The following is a 16,375-nucleotide window of genomic DNA, read 5'->3' on the forward strand; positions in this document are numbered from 1 at the left end:
TTCCAGGCGCGGGCCGCTAGCGGCGATGAGCCACGCCCAGATAATGATCGGTCACATCGAGCATGCGGTTGGCGAATCCCCACTCGTTGTCGAACCAGGCCAGCAGGTTCACCAGTCGCGGGCCGGACGCGCGCGTCAGGCTGCCATCGACGATCGCCGAATGCGGGTCGTGGTTGAAATCACAACTGGCATGCGGCAACTCGGTGTAGGCCAGCAGGCCATGCAAAGGCCCGGATTCGGCGGCTTCGCGCAGGATTCGATTGACGCTGTGCGCATCCGTGTCACGCGAGGTCTGCACGGTGATGTCCAGGCAGGACACGTTCACCGTCGGCACCCGCACCGCTTTGGCCTGAATCCGCCCGGAGAGTTCCGGCAGCAGACGCTCGATACCACGCGCAAGCCCTGTGGACACCGGAATCACCGACTGGAAGGCCGAGCGGGTGCGGCGCAGGTCGTCGTGGTGGTAGGCGTCGATCACCGGCTGGTCGTTCATGGCCGAATGGATAGTGGTGATCGAAGCGTATTCGATACCCACCGCCTCGTTGAGCAATTTGAGCAGCGGCACGCCGCAGTTGGTGGTGCAGGAGGCGTTGGACACCAGCCGCTCGGCCCCGCTCAGCTGTCCCTGATTGATGCCCATCACCACGGTGGCGTCGACATCGCCGGCGCCGCTCATGGGTTGGGAGAACAGCACGCGCGGTACGCCGGCGTCGAGGAAACGCTGCCCGCCCGCACGGGTGTTGTAGGCGCCCGAGCATTCCAAGACCAGGTCGATGTCCAGTGCACCCCAGTCGATGGCCTCGGGAGTCGATTCGCGCAGCACCTTCACGCAGTCGCCGTTGAGGTGCAGGCAATCACCCTCTACGCCGACCTCGCCGGGAAAGCGCCCGTGGGTGGAGTCGAAACGGGTGAGGTATTCGATGCTGGCCATGTCGGCCAGGTCGTTGAGCGCGACTATCTGGAAATCGAAGGCCGCACCGCGTTCATAGAAGGCACGCAGCACGCAGCGGCCGATGCGGCCGTAGCCGTTGAGGGCGACGCGATAGGGACGGGCGTTGGCCATTGGATTCGTCGATCCTGGCGGTGGAAAACCGCGTTGCGGGTTTTCCACCCTACGGAAGGTGGGGTTACGCCGGATAGCCGACCGCGGTCAGCCATCCGGCGTCGCGATCAGTCTTCCAGCAGCTCTTCGGCCACCGCGAGGATGTTGTCGACGGTGAAGCCGAACTCCTCGAACAGCTGGTTGGCCGGGGCCGACTCGCCGTAGGTGGTCATGCCGATGATGCGGCCGTCGAGGCCGACGTACTTGTACCAGTAGTCCGCATGCGCCGCCTCGATGGCGATGCGCGCACCGACTTCCACCGGCAGCACCAACTGCTTGTAGGCCGCGTCCTGGGCATCGAACACGCTGGTGCAGGGCATGGAGACGACGCGCACCTTGCGGCCCTGTTCGGCCAGCTTGCCGGCGGCCTGGACCGCCAGGCTGACTTCCGAACCGGTGGCGATCAGGATCAGCTCCGGCTCGCCGACACAGTTCTTCAGGATGTAGCCGCCGCGGGCGATGGCCCCTTCGGTTTCGTTATCACGCACATGGAACGGCAGGTTCTGCCGCGAGAAGATCAGCGCGCTCGGGCCGTCCTTGCGCTCGACCGCGTGCTTCCAGGCCACCGCGGATTCGACGGTGTCGGCCGGACGCCAGGTATCCAGGTTCGGCGTGGTGCGCAGCGCAACCAGCTGCTCGACCGGCTGGTGGGTCGGGCCGTCTTCGCCGAGGCCGATGGAGTCGTGGGTGAACACGTAGATCACCCGCTGCTTCATCAGCGCCGACATGCGCACGGCGTTGCGCGCGTATTCCATGAACATCAGGAAGGTCGCGCCGTAGGGAATCAGGCCGCCGTGCAGGGCGACGCCGTTCATGATGGCGCTCATGCCGAATTCGCGCACGCCGTAGTAGATGTAGTTACCGGATGCGTCTTCCTCGACCACCGGCTTGACGCCCTTCCACAGTGTGAGATTGGAGCCGGCCAGGTCCGCCGAACCACCGAGCAGCTCCGGCAGCAGCGGGCCGAAGGCGTTCAGGCAGTTCTGGCTGGCCTTGCGGCTGGCGATGGTCTCGCCCTTGGTCGCGACTTCACGGATGAACGCGCTGGCCTTCTCGGCGAAGTCCGCCGGCAGCTCACCGGCCATGCGCCGCTTGAACTCGGCGGCCAGGGCCGGGAATTCGGCCTCGTAGGCGGCGAAGCGCTTGTTCCACTCATTCTCGGCGTCGGCGCCCTTCTGCTTGGCGTCCCACTCGGCGTAGATCTCGGCAGGAATCTCGAACGGCGGGTGGTTCCAGCCCAGCGCTTCGCGGGTCAGGGCAATCTCGGCGTCGCCGAGCGCAGCGCCGTGGGATTCTTCCTTGCCCTGCTTGTTTGGCGAACCGAAGCCGATGATGGTCTTGCAGCAGATCAGCGTCGGGCGGTCGCTCTTGCGGGCGGTGTCCAGCGCGATCTGGATCTCGTCGGCATCGTGGCCGTCGACGTTGCGGATCACCTGCCAGCCATAGGCCTCGAAGCGGCGCGGGGTGTCGTCGGTAAACCAGCCGTGCACCTCGCCGTCGATGGAAATGCCGTTGTCGTCGTAGAAGGCGATCAGTTTGTTCAACCCGAGGGTACCGGCCAGCGAGCAGACCTCATGGCTGATACCTTCCATCATGCAGCCGTCGCCCATGAAGACATAGGTGTTGTGATCGACGATGGCGTGGCCCGGACGGTTGAACTGCGCCGCCATGACCTTCTCGGCCAGGGCGAAGCCCACGGCGTTGGCCAGGCCCTGCCCCAGCGGACCGGTGGTGGTTTCGACACCGGCGGTGTAGCCGAACTCCGGGTGGCCCGGGGTCTTGCTGTGCAGCTGGCGGAAGTTTTTCAGGTCATCGATGGACAGGTCGTAGCCGGTCAGGTGCAGCAACGAGTAGATCAGCATCGAACCATGGCCGTTGGACAGCACGAAGCGGTCACGGTCGGCCCATTGCGGGTTGGTCGGGCTGTGCTTCAGGTGGTCGCGCCAGAGCACTTCGGCGATGTCCGCCATGCCCATGGGGGCACCCGGGTGGCCGCTGTTGGCTTTCTGCACAGCATCCATGCTGAGGGCGCGGATGGCATTGGCTCGCTCACGACGGCTGGGCATCGCTGAATCTCCTGCGGGGGTGTACGTAGAAAAAGGCGGCCATTTTCCCCTACCGAGCGTGGTGGGGCAATGACTGAATGAGGGCCTTCGCCGCGGTCATTCCAGCAGGCGGATGCCGCGATTGTCCCTGTCCGGCAGGTGCCGCAGCAGGTGCTCCTTCATCCGCGTCAGGGTGACCGGCGTCTCGCCACCGGCAGGCCAGACCAGGTAGTAGCTGTCGCCGGAGCGGACCGCCTGATCGAACGGCAGCATCAGTGACCCTTTCTGCAGTTCAGCCTCGACCAGCGCCAGATCTCCGATGGAGATGCCATGCCCCTGGGCCGCCGCCGAGATCCCCAGCTCCAGCGTGTCGAACAGTTTGCCCTGCTGCCACGCCACGGCATCGACCCAGCCGACCCGCTGGAGCCAGCGGCGCCAGTCCCGGCAATCCCGTGAAGGATGAATCAACTCGGCGTTGGCCAGACGTTCGAGCGTCCAGGGCGCACCGCCCTGAAAGCCGGGCGAACAGACCGGCACCAGCCACTCGTCGAACAGCTTCACGCGGTTCCAGTCAGCCGGGAAGCCGCCATGGCCGAGCAGGATCGCGCAATCGAAGGGCTCGTTGTGGAAATCCACGGCGTCGAGGTCCATCCAGGCGCTGGTGAGCTGGACGCGATCCTGCGGGTGGTGCAGATGGAAGTCATCCAGCACGCCGAGCAACCAGCGCATGGTCAGGGTCGACGGCGCCTTTAGCCGTAACGCATCACGCTGCCGGGTCACGGCGATGCAGGCATTCTCCAGGGTGCGAAACCCCGCGTTGAGCTCCTGCGCCAGCACGCGGCCGGTGTCGGTCAGTGCCAGCCGCGAACCCCGCCGCTCGAACAGCTGGCAGCCGAGGCTTTCCTCCAGCGTCTTGACGTGGCGGCTCACCGCACTCTGGGTGATGCACAGGCTTTCGGCCGCTTGTGTGAACGAGCCGAAGCGGGCCGCGACTTCGAAGGCGCGCAGCGCGTAAAGCGGCGGCATGCGCACCGTCATGCCGGGCACCGGTGGCATGAGTAAAACTCATCCGAGATGGCCGTTTTTTCCATTTTGCAACCCTCTGCCCCCCACCAATACTCGCCGGCTACCGGGCCAGCATTGCAATGGCACCGGCACCAGAACAAGGCCTACGCCGCACATAACGCTAGGGAAGGATGACATGCCCACACGCGAGTTTGACCAACTTTTATCTGCCAGCATTCGCCACGGGGGGCTCAGTCAGGCGCAGATGGCGCAGATCCTCGACTTCAAACTGTTCGGCAACGCCAAGGGCTTCCTGCTGCTGGAAGACACTGAGATCGGCGAGATCCCACCGACCCCCGCCTCGCGCCATGCGCTGGACAAGCCGGACACCCGCAGCGAGCGCCTGCTGTTGCAGGCCACCGCGCTGCTTGGCGAGCCGATCGGTTATGTGCAGGAGTCGGGTGGGGCCATCGTCAACAACTTCTTCCCGCTACAGAACCAGTCGCGTGCCGCGACCTCGGACAGCTTCGACACCGAGCTGGACCTGCACACCGAAAACGCCTTCCATGCCATCCAGCCGGATTACTTGCTGCTGCTCTGCCTGCGCCAGGATCCGGCTGCCGAGGCCATCACCTACATCGCCTCGGCCGAGCGCATTCTCGAGCGCCTTTCCTATGAAGACCAGGTGTTCTTCCTCAACGAGCCCTACAACTTCCTCTCGGATTACGGCCCCTGCGAGAAGAACCAGCGGATCGACATCGACAAGCACCAGACGGTGCTCTACGGCGACCCGGACGCCCCCTTCCTGCGCTTCGACCCGCAATTCATGGTCGCCTACAGCGACCGCGCGCAGCACGCCCTGGACCGGCTGCGCACCATCGCCTGGGACGTCGTCGAACCCGTGCGCATGAGGCGCGGCGATCTGCTGGTGATCGACAACCGTCGCACCGCGCATGCACGCAGCCCTTTCACGGCGCACTTCGATGGCAACGACCGCTGGATGCAACGCACCTTCGCCAGTTGCAACCAGCGGTTCTACACCGAGCGGCTGGGCAAACAGTCGCGCATTTTCGAACTGGTGACCGAACTATGACTGCTACCTACCTCGCCTTCGCCGCCGCCGTCGTCTTGCTGATCGCCTCGCCGGGACCGGTGGTCGCGCTGGTCATCGCCGACGCCCGGCGCAGCTGGCCGGCCTGGACCATCCTGGGCGGCGTGCTTTCGGCGCAGGTGCTGATGATCGCCGCCCTGGTGCTGATCTACCTGGCGCTGGACATGCAGCCGATCATCCTCGAATGGGGGCAGGTGATCGGCGGGCTCTACCTCATCTGGCTCGGTGCGGATGGGCTCTGCGGCGGTGGCGGCGACGCCCAGGATGCACCGCGCCCACAGTCGCATTACTTCTGGCGTGCCATGGCGGTAGGGTTGTCCAACCCCAAGGACATCCTGTTCTTCCTCGCCTTCCTGCCCGGCTTCATCCTGCCGGCGCAACCCTTCGCCCCGCAGGCGGTGACCCTGATCGCGATCTGGGCGCTGGTGGACATCTCGGTGCTGGTGACCTACAGCCTGGTGTCCCGCCAGTTGGCGAGCCGCGAAGGGCTGCAACGGGCGCTGGAGTTGGTGCCGAGCTTCTTCCTGCTGGGCCTGGGCCTGGTGTCCTGCGGCATGGGCGTCAATAGCCTGATCCATTGAGCGACAGCCAATATCAAAACTTTTTGATATTGGCATTGCTGGACGAAAAACGACCGACTAGACTGCGCCGCCTATGAGCCTGCGCATTCCCCGGATCTCGTTCGATCACAGCGACCAGCTCGCCGCCCTGTGCAAGGCCGGCGGCGATTCGCTGCGGCTGAACGTTCTGCGCGCGCTGGCCAGCGACTCGTTTGGCGTACTCGAACTGGCGCAGATCTTCGCCACCGGTCAGTCAGGCATCAGCCATCACCTCAAGGTGCTGACCCAGGCCGGGCTGCTCGCCACCCGACGCGAGGGCAACGCCATTTTCTATCGACGCGCCCTGCCGCAGGCCGACAGCCTGGGCGGGCGCCTTCACGCCGCGCTGCTCGAGGAAGTCGACCAGTTGGTCCTGCCGGCCGATGTGCAGGCGCGGATCGGGGCGGTGCATGCCCAGCGCAACGCCGCCAGCGAGGACTTCTTCGCGCGCATGGCCGGCAGCTTCCAGGCGCGGCAGGACATGATCGCCGGCCTGCCGCAGTACCGTGACAGCGTGGTGGCCCTGCTCGATGCGCTGAATTTTCCGAAGCAGGCCACTGCACTGGAAGTCGGGCCCGGGGACGGCAGTTTTCTGCCCGACCTCGCGCAGCGCTTCGCCCAGGTGGTCGCGATCGACAACAGCCCGGCCATGCTCGATCTGGCGCGCACTCGTTGCGAGCGCGATGGGTTGGGCAACGTCGAACTGAAACTTGCCGACGCCCTGCAGGACGAATGTCCGTCGGCCGACTGCGTGGTGCTGAACATGGTCTTGCACCACCTGGCCGCGCCGGGTGAAGCATTCAAGCAACTGGCGCGGCTGGTGAACGCGGGCGGCAGCCTGCTGGTCACCGAGCTGTGCAGCCACAACCAGAGTTGGGCCAGGGAGGCCTGCGGCGATCTCTGGTTGGGCTTCGAACAGGACGATCTGGCCCGTTGGGCCGATGCCGCGGGGCTCACGCCCGGCGAGAGCCTCTACATTGGCTTGAAGAACGGTTTTCAGATCCAGGCCCGGTACTTTTCCCGGCCCACCCCTGACAGCCGACTCACCCACCGGTAATAGGAAACCGATAGATGAGCGAATATTCGATTTTCACCTCCGAGTCCGTGTCCGAAGGGCATCCGGACAAGATCGCCGACCAGATCTCCGATGCGGTGCTGGACGCCATCATCGCCGAGGACAAGCACGCCCGCGTGGCCTGCGAGACCCTGGTCAAGACGGGCGTCGCCATCGTCGCCGGTGAAGTGACCACCAGCGCCTGGGTCGATCTGGAGCAACTGGTGCGCGACGTCATCATCGACATCGGCTACAACAGCTCGGACGTCGGTTTCGACGGCGCCACCTGCGGCATCATCAACATCATCGGCAAGCAGTCGGTGGACATCGCCCAGGGCGTCGACCGCAGCAAGCCGGAAGACCAGGGCGCCGGCGACCAGGGCCTGATGTTCGGCTACGCCAGCAACGAGACCGACGTGCTGATGCCCGCACCGATCCGCTTCTCCCACGCGTTGGTCGAGCGCCAGGCCGAAGCGCGCAAGAACGGCCTGCTGCCTTGGCTGCGCCCGGACGCCAAGAGCCAGGTCACCTGCCGTTACGAAGGTGGCAAGGTGGTCGGTATCGACGCCATCGTGCTGTCCACCCAGCACAACCCGGAGGTCAAGCATTCCGACCTCAAGGAAGCGGTGATGGAGCTGATCGTCAAGCACGTGATTCCGGCCGAACTGCTGCACAAGGACACCCAGTTCCACATCAACCCGACCGGCCAGTTCATCATCGGCGGCCCGGTGGGTGACTGCGGCCTGACCGGACGCAAGATCATCGTCGACACCTACGGCGGCATGGCCCGTCACGGCGGCGGCGCTTTTTCCGGCAAGGACCCGTCCAAGGTCGACCGTAGCGCTGCCTACGCCGGGCGCTACGTGGCGAAGAACATCGTCGCTGCCGGCCTGGCCGATCGCTGCGAAATCCAGGTTTCCTACGCCATCGGCGTGGCCCAGCCGACCTCGATCTCGATCAACACCTTCGGCACCGGCAAGCTCAGCGACGAGCGGATCGTGACCCTGGTCCGCGAGCATTTCGACCTGCGGCCGTACGCCATCACCACCATGCTCGACCTGCTGCACCCGATGTACAAGGCCACCGCGGCCTACGGCCACTTTGGTCGCGACCCATATGAAATGACGGTCGGTGGCGACACCTTCACCGCGTTCACTTGGGAAAAGACCGACAAGGCCGACGCCCTGCGCGCTGCCGCCGGGCTCTGACCGGCGCAAAAAAAAGCCCCGCCAGCGTTTGCTGAGCGGGGCTTTTTCGTGCCGGGCCGGCGCTAGTTCTTCAGCCGGTAACCGGTCTTGAAGATCCAGCCGATCAGCACCAGGCACAGTGCGAGGAAGCCCAGCGTCATCCCCAGGCTGATGCCGACATTGACATCCGACACGCCGTAGAAGCTCCAGCGGAATCCGCTGATCAGGTACACCACGGGATTGAACAGCGTGACGTTCTGCCAGAACGGCGGCAGCATCTCGATGGAATAGAAACTGCCGCCCAGGAAGGCCAGCGGCATGACGATCAGCGACGGCACTATCTGCAGCTTTTCCCAGCCGTCCGCCCAGATGCCGATGATGAAGCCGAACAGGCAGAAGGTCACCGCCGTCAGCACCAGGAACAGCGCCATCACGAAGGGATGGGCGATCTGGTAGTCGACGAACAACCGCGCCGTGAGCAGGATCACCACGCCGAGGATGATCGACTTGGTCGCCGCCGCACCAACGTAGCCGATGACGATCTCCAGATAGGACACCGGTGCCGACAGCACTTCGTAGATGGTCCCCGAATAGCGCGGCATGTAGATGCCGAACGAGGCGTTGGAAATGCTTTCGGTGAGCAGCGCCATCATGATCAGCCCGGGAATGATGAAAGCGCCGTAGGGGATGCCGTGCATCGCCTCCATCCGCGAGCCGATGGCCGAGCCGAAGACGACGAAATACAGCGAGGTGGAAATGACTGGCGTGGCGATACTTTGCAGCAGCGTCCGCCAGGTCCGTGCCAGCTCGAACAGGTAGATGGCGCGTATTGCGTGGAAATTCATGTGCGGCTGCCCTTTACCAAGCTGACGAAAATTTCCTCCAGTGAACTCTGGCTCGACTGCAGGTCCTTGAAATCGATGCCGTGCTCGGCCAGGCGCTTGAGCAGGTCGGCGATGCCGGTGTCCTCGTGCTGCGCATCGAAGGTGAACACCAGCTGGTTACCGGTGTCGACCAACTCCAGCGGGTAGCCGGCCAGCTCCGTCGGGATCTCTGCCAGCGGTCGCTGCAGGTGCAGCGTGAGCTGCTTCGTGCCGAGCTTTTGCATCAACTCCTGCTTGTCCTCGACCAGAATGATCTCGCCCTTGCTGATCACCCCGATGCGGTCGGCCATCTCCTCGGCTTCCTCGATGTAGTGCGTGGTGAGAATGATGGTCACGCCCCGCTCGCGCAGGCCGCGGACCATCTCCCACATGTCGCGGCGCAACTCGACATCCACGCCCGCGGTCGGCTCGTCGAGAAAGAGGATGCTCGGCTCGTGGGACAGCGCCTTGGCAATCATCACCCGCCGCTTCATGCCGCCGGACAGCTCGATGATGCGCGCCTTGCGCTTGTCCCACAGCGAAAGGTCACGCAGCAGCTTTTCCAGGTAGGCATCGTCCGGCGCCTTGCCGAACAATCCGCGGGAAAAACGCACCGTGGCCCAGACGCTCTCGAAACCCTCGTTGAACAGTTCCTGCGGCACCAGGCCGATCTTCGAGCGCGCGTCGCGGTAATCCCCGACGATGTCGAAGCCGTCGACCAGCACGCGCCCCCCGCCGGGGTTGACGATGCCGCAAATGATGCTGATCAGCGTGGTCTTGCCCGCCCCATTGGGGCCGAGCAGGGCAAATATCTCGCCCTTGCGGATCTCGAGGTCGATCTGTTTGAGCGCCGGATGGCCCGACGCGTAGGTCTTGCTCAGCTTCTCGATGGATATCACAGGCTGCACTGCTGGGTAACTCCGCAAGGGTTGGCTGGCGATTGTAAGGCGCGTTTGTTTAGCGTGCTAACCGACATGACATGGTTCGAAGCCAGCACGCAGCCTGACCAGGCGCAAGGGCGCCGGCCTGGCGCCCGGCATGCGTCGGCACAATGTGTTGTTCAGGCCGTCAGGGGCGGACATGGTTCAGTCCGCACGCCAGGAGCAAGGCATCGCGCTGCGCATTCAACATGAGCCAGCGCACGGCGAGCTGCGCCGCATCACGGCATCATGAGCGCCCCATTTGAGCAAGGACGCTCCTCATGCAACGCCTCATCGCGTTATCGCTTTGCCTCGTCGCGTCATTTTCATCCGCCGACTGCCCCGACTGGTCGCCCGACCGCGTCCAGACGGAAAGCACGGCCTTGCGCCAGCAGCTGGCCGAGTGGAACGACGCCTACCACCGCCGCGGCGTCGCGCTGGTCGAGGATGAAATTTACGACCAGGCGAACCAGCGCCTCGAGCACTGGCAGCGCTGCTTTCCGGGCAGCGCCGCTGCCCTGCCCGATCCACTGGCTACCGCTTCGGGCGAGCGCCCCCACCCGGTGGCGCAGACCGGCCTGGCGAAACTGGCTGACGAAGCGGCCGTCGCCACCTGGATGCGCGCGCGCGGCGACCTGTGGATCCAGCCAAAGGTTGACGGTGTGGCCGTGACGCTGCACTACCGCGACGGGCAGCTGGCCGCCGCCATCAGCCGCGGCGACGGTCGGCGCGGGCAGGACTGGACCGACACGGTGCGGCGGCTGCCGGCGGTGCCCGACCGCCTGGCTCAGTTGGGCGAGGTGATACTGCAGGGCGAGCTGTACTGGCGGCTCAAGGATCATGTCCAGGCGCGTGCCGGCGGTGCGGGCGCGCGTGGCAAGGTGGCCGGCGCGATGGCGCGCGAGTCGCTGGGCAAGGATGAGGCCGCGAATATCGGCCTGTTCGTCTGGGACTGGCCGAACGGCCCGAACGGCATGCAAGCCCGCCTCGACGGCCTCGCTGCGATGGGCTTCGGCGAGAGCGCGGCGCTGACCCGTCCCGTGGCGACCTCGGAGAGTGCTGCCCACTGGCGCGACACCTGGTATCGCCAACCGCTGCCCTTCGCCAGCGACGGCGTGGTGCTGCGCCAGGGTCGCCGCCCCGACGCCTCGCGCTGGCGGGCCGAACCACCGCACTGGGCCGCGGCCTGGAAGTATCCATTGCGCACCGCGCTGGCCGAAGTTCGCGAGGTAACCTTCAGCATCGGCCGCAGCGGGCGCATCACGCCGATCCTCGAACTCGACCCCCTCGAACTGGACGGCCGCCGCATCAGCCGCGTCAGCCTTGGCTCGGTGGATCGCTGGCGGGAAGCGAAGGTGTTGCCCGGCGACCAGATCACCCTGGGCCTCGCCGGGCATACCATACCGCGCTTCGAGGGCGTCGCCTGGCGTGCCCAGCAGCGGCACGCGATCGAGGCGCCCGAACCCGACGCTTATCATGCACTCAGTTGCTGGCAACCGACGCCCGGCTGCGAGCAGCAGTTTCTTGCCCGGCTCGTCTGGCTCGGCGGCAAGCAGGGCCTGGACCTGCCACACCTCGGCCCGGGCACCTGGAAGCGTCTGGTCGAGACCGGCGCGCTGCACGGCCTGCTTGACTGGCTGACCCTCGATGAAGCCCGGCTGCGGCAGACGCCGGGCATCGGCGAAAAGAGCGCGCGCCAACTGACCGCAAGCTTCCGCCTGGCCCGCACGCGGACCTTCGACGCCTGGCTGCGCGCCATCGGCCTGCCGCCAGGCTATAGCCCGGCAAGCGAAGAAAACTGGCAGACACTGGCGGCGCGCAGCCAGGCGCAGTGGCAAGCCGAGCCCGGCATCGGGGCGCGGCGGGCGCAGCAACTGCAGGCGTTCTTCGCCTCGGCCGATGCGCAGAGGCTGCAACGGCTGCTGATGGCCGAAGGCATCGCCGGCTTCCAAGGGCACTAAGCGGCCCTGCTTCAGTCTCAAGGCAAGAACAATAAGAACGGAGCGTGCATGATTGCCAGGCGATACATCCTGCTTCCATTGGCCCTCTGTGCCGGTCTGGGGCAATGGGCGATGGCGGCACCGGACCCAGCAGACCCTTGCGCCGACGCAAGACGAGCGATTGGAGAGCAGATCACCGAAGCGCGACTAAAGGGCGACAAGGCCAGACGCAGCGCCCTGGAAGAGCAGCTGCAGGCGCTGGCCAAGCAGTGCCGCGGCGTCACTCCGGTGCAACCCAATCACCTGGCGATCGAGCGGGCGACGCGCCTGGCCGACGAGCGCGAAGCCCAGCTGCGAGAAGCGCTGGGCAGCGGCGATCCGGCGCGGATCGAACTGAGCAAGCGGCGCCTCGATCATGCCCGCCGGCAACTCGAGGCGGCCAAGCGCTGACCGGTCGTCCAGGCGCCAGCGGATCAATAGTTGCGAAACTCCTTGTGGCAGGCCTCGCAGGCGTCTTCGACCTGCTGGAACGCCGGTGCGACACCTGCAGCCGTCAACGGGCCTGACGTGGTCGCCGATACCAGCGCCGCGGTGCGCGCCTCGAGCTCTCGCGCCAGTTCGTTGAACCGCGCCTGCTGCTGCCAGACTTCATCACGCGCATCGCTACCCGCCTCCTTGGCCTCGGGGTAGTACTGCCACGGCTGGCGCGACAGGTCATCGAGCGTCACCGCACCGCTGGCAAAACCCTGCGGATCGAACGCCAGGCGACCTCGCAGCATCCCGCCCAGGTCCTCCTTGACGTCGAGCATCTGCTGATAGATCGCCTTACGCTTGCCGAGCGGGGAATTGGGGTCGATACGGTCGCAGCCGGACACGGCGAGGACGGCAAGCAGCGAAACACACAACGGCAGCAACTTCATGGGCCACTCGATCAGCAACGGGACGGGCCGAGATTATCCCCGCTGCCAATCGATTCGCCAAACCGGCTTACTGCGACCATTGACCGCCCGCGCTTTCGCAATCGATCTTGGCTTGCGCACGATCGCTCGCGGCGTAGTTGTAGGTCACGATGCGCGCATCCTCCGGCACGGTCGTCGGTGCGGGCGTATCGGTCGCCTGGCTGCCGGTGGCGCGCTCATTCGCCAGGGTTTCGGGCGTCATGGCGGCGGTACAGACGCCGAAATAACCAGTCGGGCAGCTGTCGCGGATTTCGTTGCGGGTGTTCTTCACTGCCTCGTTGTCCTGGCAGACCCAGTCGATGGCGTCATCTTCGACGCCCTGGTATTCGAAGCACTTTTCTGTCACCACAGGCGGCGGCACGGCGCCCGACGTATCGACGGTGACGTAGCAGGAATTGGCCGCCGCCGGCAGGCTCAGCATGGCGGCAACGGCTAGCAGGACAGCACGGAACGCGATGTTCATGGTTGGCAGCTCCTGAGGACATTCGCCCGGCGAGGTTCACCGAACCCTGAGGCTTCGACCCGCAGGATGCGTGAGGAGTTCGTCCGCCGGAGGCCGGTGGCCGCTCGGCACCAATCCGGGCCGGGCAGGGTCAACAGAACACCACCCACCTGACAGGCCCTGAAATCCGCATGCTGGAACTGTCCGCCATCTTCATCAGCCTCACCGCGCTACTCGCCTACCTCAACTATCGCTTCATCGGTCTGCCGCCCACCATCGGCGTGATGGCAACGGCACTGGTGTTCTCGGTCTTGCTGCACGGCCTGGCGATGCTGGGGTTGCCAGCGTTCGAGCAGCGGATCGAAGCGCTGGTCGGGCGCATTGATTTCAACCACCTGCTGATGGACGGGATGCTCTCCTTTCTGCTGTTCGCCGGCGCGTTGCACATCAACCTGTCGGACCTGCGGGCGCACCGTTGGGCCATCGGGCTGCTGGCGACCGTCGGCGTACTGTTTTCGACCGCCGTGATCGGCGTCGGCAGCTGGTGGCTGCTTGAGCTGTTCGGTCTGCAGCCGCCGCTGATCTACTGCCTGCTGTTTGGCGCGCTGATCTCACCGACCGACCCCATCGCCGTACTCGGCATCATGCGTTCGGCGGGCGCGCCCAAGGCGCTGGAAACCACCATCGTCGGCGAATCGCTGTTCAATGATGGGGTCGCGGTGGTGGTCTTCACCGTGCTGCTCGGCGTGCTGGCCCGCGGTGAAGCGCCGAGCGCGGGAGAGGCGGTGTGGCTGTTCGTCGAGGAGGCCGGTGGCGGCATGCTGCTCGGCGCGCTGCTCGGCGCCCTGACCTTCGCCCTGCTCAAGAGCATCGATCAATACCAGGTGGAGGTCCTGCTGACGCTGGCGCTGGTGCTCGGTGGCTATACGCTGGCGACGCACCTGCACGTGTCCGGCCCGATCGCCATGGTCGTGGCCGGCCTGATCATCGGCAACCAGGGGCGCCGCCATGCGATGTCGCCGCACACCCGGGAAAACCTCGACAACTTCTGGGAGCTGCTCGACGAAATCCTCAATGCGGTGCTCTTCGTGTTGATCGGCATGGAGCTCGTGCTGCTGCCATTCAGCGCACAGTACCTGCTGATCGCGCTGTGCATCACCTTGCTGATCCTCGGCACACGGCTGGTCGCCGTCGGGCCACCCGCCCTTCTGCTGCGCCGGACGGGCCGAGCGCTGCCGAGCGGTACAGTGCGCATCCTCACCTGGGGCGGCCTGCGCGGGGGCATTTCGGTGGCCCTGGTCCTCGCGCTGCCGGCCAGCGAGGAGCGCAACCTGCTGCTCAACATCACCTACCTGGTGGTGCTGTTCTCGATCTTGGTCCAAGGGCTGAGCATCGGTCGCCTGGTGCGCCGGATATGCATGCAGCAGAGCGGCGAGCGGCACTGAGTCGGGCTTGGGATTGCCCGCGGTCACGGCTATACTCGCCGGGTTTCACACAGCCGACACCGTTCGGCCGTGCCCGCCACCTGTCCGAGGGGCGCTGCAGCAGGGCGGAAGCCTGTCTAAATCTCGCAAGCCGCGCGGCTGACCTGTCGCGCCGCAGCAGATCCAGACGGCTCCACCTGTCAGGCTCGGACAGGGCGTTAACCATACGCATCAACGGCGCCCATTCGCACAAAACGAATGGAGAACTCTTCAATGAGCGCTGTCATGACGCCTGCCGGTTTCAACGACTACAAGGTCGCCGACATTTCCCTGGCCGACTGGGGCCGCCGCGAAATCATCATCGCCGAGTCGGAAATGCCCGCGCTGATGGCCTTGCGCCGCAAATATGCCGCCGAGCAGCCACTCAAGGGCGCCAAGATTCTCGGCTGCATCCACATGACGATCCAGACCGCCGTGCTGATCGAGACGCTGACGGCACTGGGCGCCGAGGTGCGCTGGTCTTCGTGCAACATCTTCTCCACCCAGGACCAGGCCGCTGCCGCCATCGCCGCCGCCGGCATCCCGGTGTTCGCCTGGAAGGGCGAGACCGAAGACGAGTACGAGTGGTGCATCGAGCAGACCATCCTCAAGGACGGCCAGCCGTGGGACGCCAACATGGTGCTGGACGACGGCGGTGACCTGACCCAGATCCTGCACGACAAGTACCCGCAGGTGCTCGAGCGCGTGCATGGCGTGACCGAAGAGACCACCACCGGCGTGCACCGCCTGCAGGACATGCTGAAGAAAGGCACCCTGAAGATTCCGGCGATCAACGTCAACGACTCGGTCACCAAGAGCAAGAACGACAACAAATACGGCTGCCGCCACAGCCTCAACGACGCCATCAAGCGCGCCACCGACCACCTGCTGTCGGGCAAGCAGGCGCTGGTGATCGGCTACGGCGACGTGGGCAAAGGCTCGGCCGCCTCGCTGCGTCAGGAAGGCATGATCGTCAAGGTCAGCGAAGTGGACCCGATCTGCGCCATGCAGGCCTGCATGGACGGCTATGAGGTCGTCTCGCCCTACCTGAACGGCCAGAACGACGGCACCGACGCCAGCATCGACAAGGCGCTGCTGGGCAAGATCGACCTGATCGTCACCACCACCGGCAACGCCAACGTCTGCGATGCCGGCATGCTCAAGGCGCTGAAGAAGCGTGCCGTGGTCTGCAACATCGGCCACTTCGACAACGAGATCGACACCGCCTTCATGCGTCAGAACTGGGGCTGGGAAGAGGTCAAGCCGCAGGTGCACAAGATCCACCGCACCGGCAAGCAGGTCGATCCGGCCAACGATGATTACCTAATCCTGCTCGCCGAAGGCCGCCTGGTGAACCTGGGCAACGCCACCGGCCACCCGAGCCGGATCATGGACGGCTCGTTCGCCAACCAGGTGTTGGCGCAGATCCACCTCTACAACGGCAAGTTCGCCGACCTGCCGGTCGCCGAGAAGACCCGGAACGTCACCGTCATGGTCCTGCCGAAAAAGCTCGACGAGGAAGTCGCGCTGGAAATGGTCAAGGGCTTCGGTGGCGTCGTGACCAGGCTCACGCCCAAGCAGGCCGAGTACATTGGCGTCGAGGTCGAAGGCCCGTTCAAGCCGGACAGCTACCGCTACTAAAAAGCCGCTGGAGGCGGAAGGCCAGAGCACTGGATGACGAGACG

The 16,375-nt window shown here is 65.3% G+C and carries 15 protein-coding genes and 1 riboswitch; of the genes, 8 read left to right on the plus strand and 7 right to left on the minus strand.

All coding sequences use genetic code 11. The features are described 5' to 3' along the window. Window positions 1-16 precede the first annotated feature (16 nt). The 3 genes from epd to MST27_RS01160 all read right to left on the minus strand — a co-directional run bounded on the left by epd (window position 17) and on the right by MST27_RS01160 (window position 4,185). The gene (gene epd / locus MST27_RS01150) at window positions 17-1,063 is read right to left on the minus strand and encodes an erythrose-4-phosphate dehydrogenase (RefSeq protein WP_243604170.1); all 1,047 of its coding nucleotides are present in this window, start codon (window positions 1,061-1,063) and stop codon (window positions 17-19) included. 107 nt (window positions 1,064-1,170) lie between these two features. Beyond that, entirely contained in the window at window positions 1,171-3,168 is a 1,998-nt protein-coding gene (tkt, locus tag MST27_RS01155; RefSeq protein WP_243604171.1) for a transketolase, read from the minus strand. Window positions 3,169-3,264: 96 nt separating this feature from the next. Beyond that, window positions 3,265-4,185, minus strand: coding sequence for a LysR substrate-binding domain-containing protein (locus MST27_RS01160; RefSeq protein WP_243604524.1), 921 nt, complete (start codon window positions 4,183-4,185; stop codon window positions 3,265-3,267). Window positions 4,186-4,348: 163 nt separating this feature from the next. Here MST27_RS01160 and MST27_RS01165 point away from each other — a divergent pair, with 163 nt between their 5' ends. From MST27_RS01165 to metK, 4 genes are all read left to right on the plus strand, one after another. Continuing rightward, window positions 4,349-5,245, plus strand: coding sequence for a TauD/TfdA family dioxygenase (locus MST27_RS01165; RefSeq protein WP_243604172.1), 897 nt, complete (start codon window positions 4,349-4,351; stop codon window positions 5,243-5,245). Next, complete coding sequence (locus tag MST27_RS01170; RefSeq protein WP_243604173.1) at window positions 5,242-5,844, plus strand: LysE family translocator; 603 nt, start codon at window positions 5,242-5,244, stop codon at window positions 5,842-5,844. Before MST27_RS01165 ends, MST27_RS01170 begins: the two co-directional genes overlap by 4 nt. Window positions 5,845-5,917: 73 nt before the next feature. After that, complete coding sequence (locus MST27_RS01175) at window positions 5,918-6,919, plus strand: ArsR/SmtB family transcription factor (RefSeq protein ID WP_243604174.1); 1,002 nt, start codon at window positions 5,918-5,920, stop codon at window positions 6,917-6,919. Between the two features lie 14 nt (window positions 6,920-6,933). Next, window positions 6,934-8,124 (plus strand): methionine adenosyltransferase, encoded by a 1,191-nt coding sequence (metK, locus tag MST27_RS01180; RefSeq protein WP_243604175.1) that lies wholly within the window; start codon window positions 6,934-6,936, stop codon window positions 8,122-8,124. A 62-nt stretch (window positions 8,125-8,186) separates the two neighbouring features. On the opposite strand, the gene MST27_RS01185 is transcribed toward metK, so the two are convergent. Together MST27_RS01185 and MST27_RS01190 are read right to left on the minus strand one after the other, a co-directional pair. Further along, entirely contained in the window at window positions 8,187-8,948 is a 762-nt protein-coding gene (locus MST27_RS01185; RefSeq protein ID WP_243604176.1) for an ABC transporter permease, read from the minus strand. Beyond that, window positions 8,945-9,874 (minus strand): ABC transporter ATP-binding protein, encoded by a 930-nt coding sequence (locus tag MST27_RS01190; protein WP_243604177.1) that lies wholly within the window; start codon window positions 9,872-9,874, stop codon window positions 8,945-8,947. The genes MST27_RS01185 and MST27_RS01190 overlap by 4 nt, the downstream gene beginning before the upstream one ends. 293 nt (window positions 9,875-10,167) lie before the next feature. Between MST27_RS01190 and ligB the strand changes: the two genes are divergently transcribed. Continuing rightward, window positions 10,168-11,847 carry an NAD-dependent DNA ligase LigB gene (gene ligB, locus MST27_RS01195; protein ID WP_243604178.1) on the plus strand — a complete coding sequence of 560 codons (1,680 nt, stop codon included), beginning with the start codon at window positions 10,168-10,170 and terminating at the stop codon, window positions 11,845-11,847. 48 nt (window positions 11,848-11,895) lie between these two features. Further along, window positions 11,896-12,276, plus strand: coding sequence for a DUF1090 family protein (locus MST27_RS01200; RefSeq protein ID WP_243604179.1), 381 nt, complete (start codon window positions 11,896-11,898; stop codon window positions 12,274-12,276). 23 nt (window positions 12,277-12,299) lie between these two features. Here MST27_RS01200 and MST27_RS01205 read toward each other — a convergent pair whose 3' ends face one another. Next, the gene (locus tag MST27_RS01205; RefSeq protein WP_243604180.1) at window positions 12,300-12,746 is read right to left on the minus strand and encodes a c-type cytochrome; all 447 of its coding nucleotides are present in this window, start codon (window positions 12,744-12,746) and stop codon (window positions 12,300-12,302) included. A 67-nt stretch (window positions 12,747-12,813) separates the two neighbouring features. Next, complete coding sequence (locus MST27_RS01210) at window positions 12,814-13,248, minus strand: hypothetical protein (RefSeq protein ID WP_243604181.1); 435 nt, start codon at window positions 13,246-13,248, stop codon at window positions 12,814-12,816. A gap of 170 nt (window positions 13,249-13,418) precedes the next feature. Here MST27_RS01210 and MST27_RS01215 point away from each other — a divergent pair, with 170 nt between their 5' ends. After that, a complete protein-coding gene (locus MST27_RS01215) occupies window positions 13,419-14,672 on the plus strand; it encodes a cation:proton antiporter (protein ID WP_243604182.1) in 1,254 nt (417 codons plus the stop codon). An 80-nt stretch (window positions 14,673-14,752) separates the two neighbouring features. Beyond that, a riboswitch (S-adenosyl-L-homocysteine riboswitch) is annotated at window positions 14,753-14,901 on the plus strand. 23 nt (window positions 14,902-14,924) lie between these two features. Continuing rightward, complete coding sequence (gene ahcY, locus MST27_RS01220; protein ID WP_243604183.1) at window positions 14,925-16,331, plus strand: adenosylhomocysteinase; 1,407 nt, start codon at window positions 14,925-14,927, stop codon at window positions 16,329-16,331. Window positions 16,332-16,375 lie beyond the last annotated feature (44 nt).

The organism is Stutzerimonas marianensis (genome assembly GCF_022810315.1).
GTDB lineage: Bacteria > Pseudomonadota > Gammaproteobacteria > Pseudomonadales > Pseudomonadaceae > Stutzerimonas > Stutzerimonas marianensis.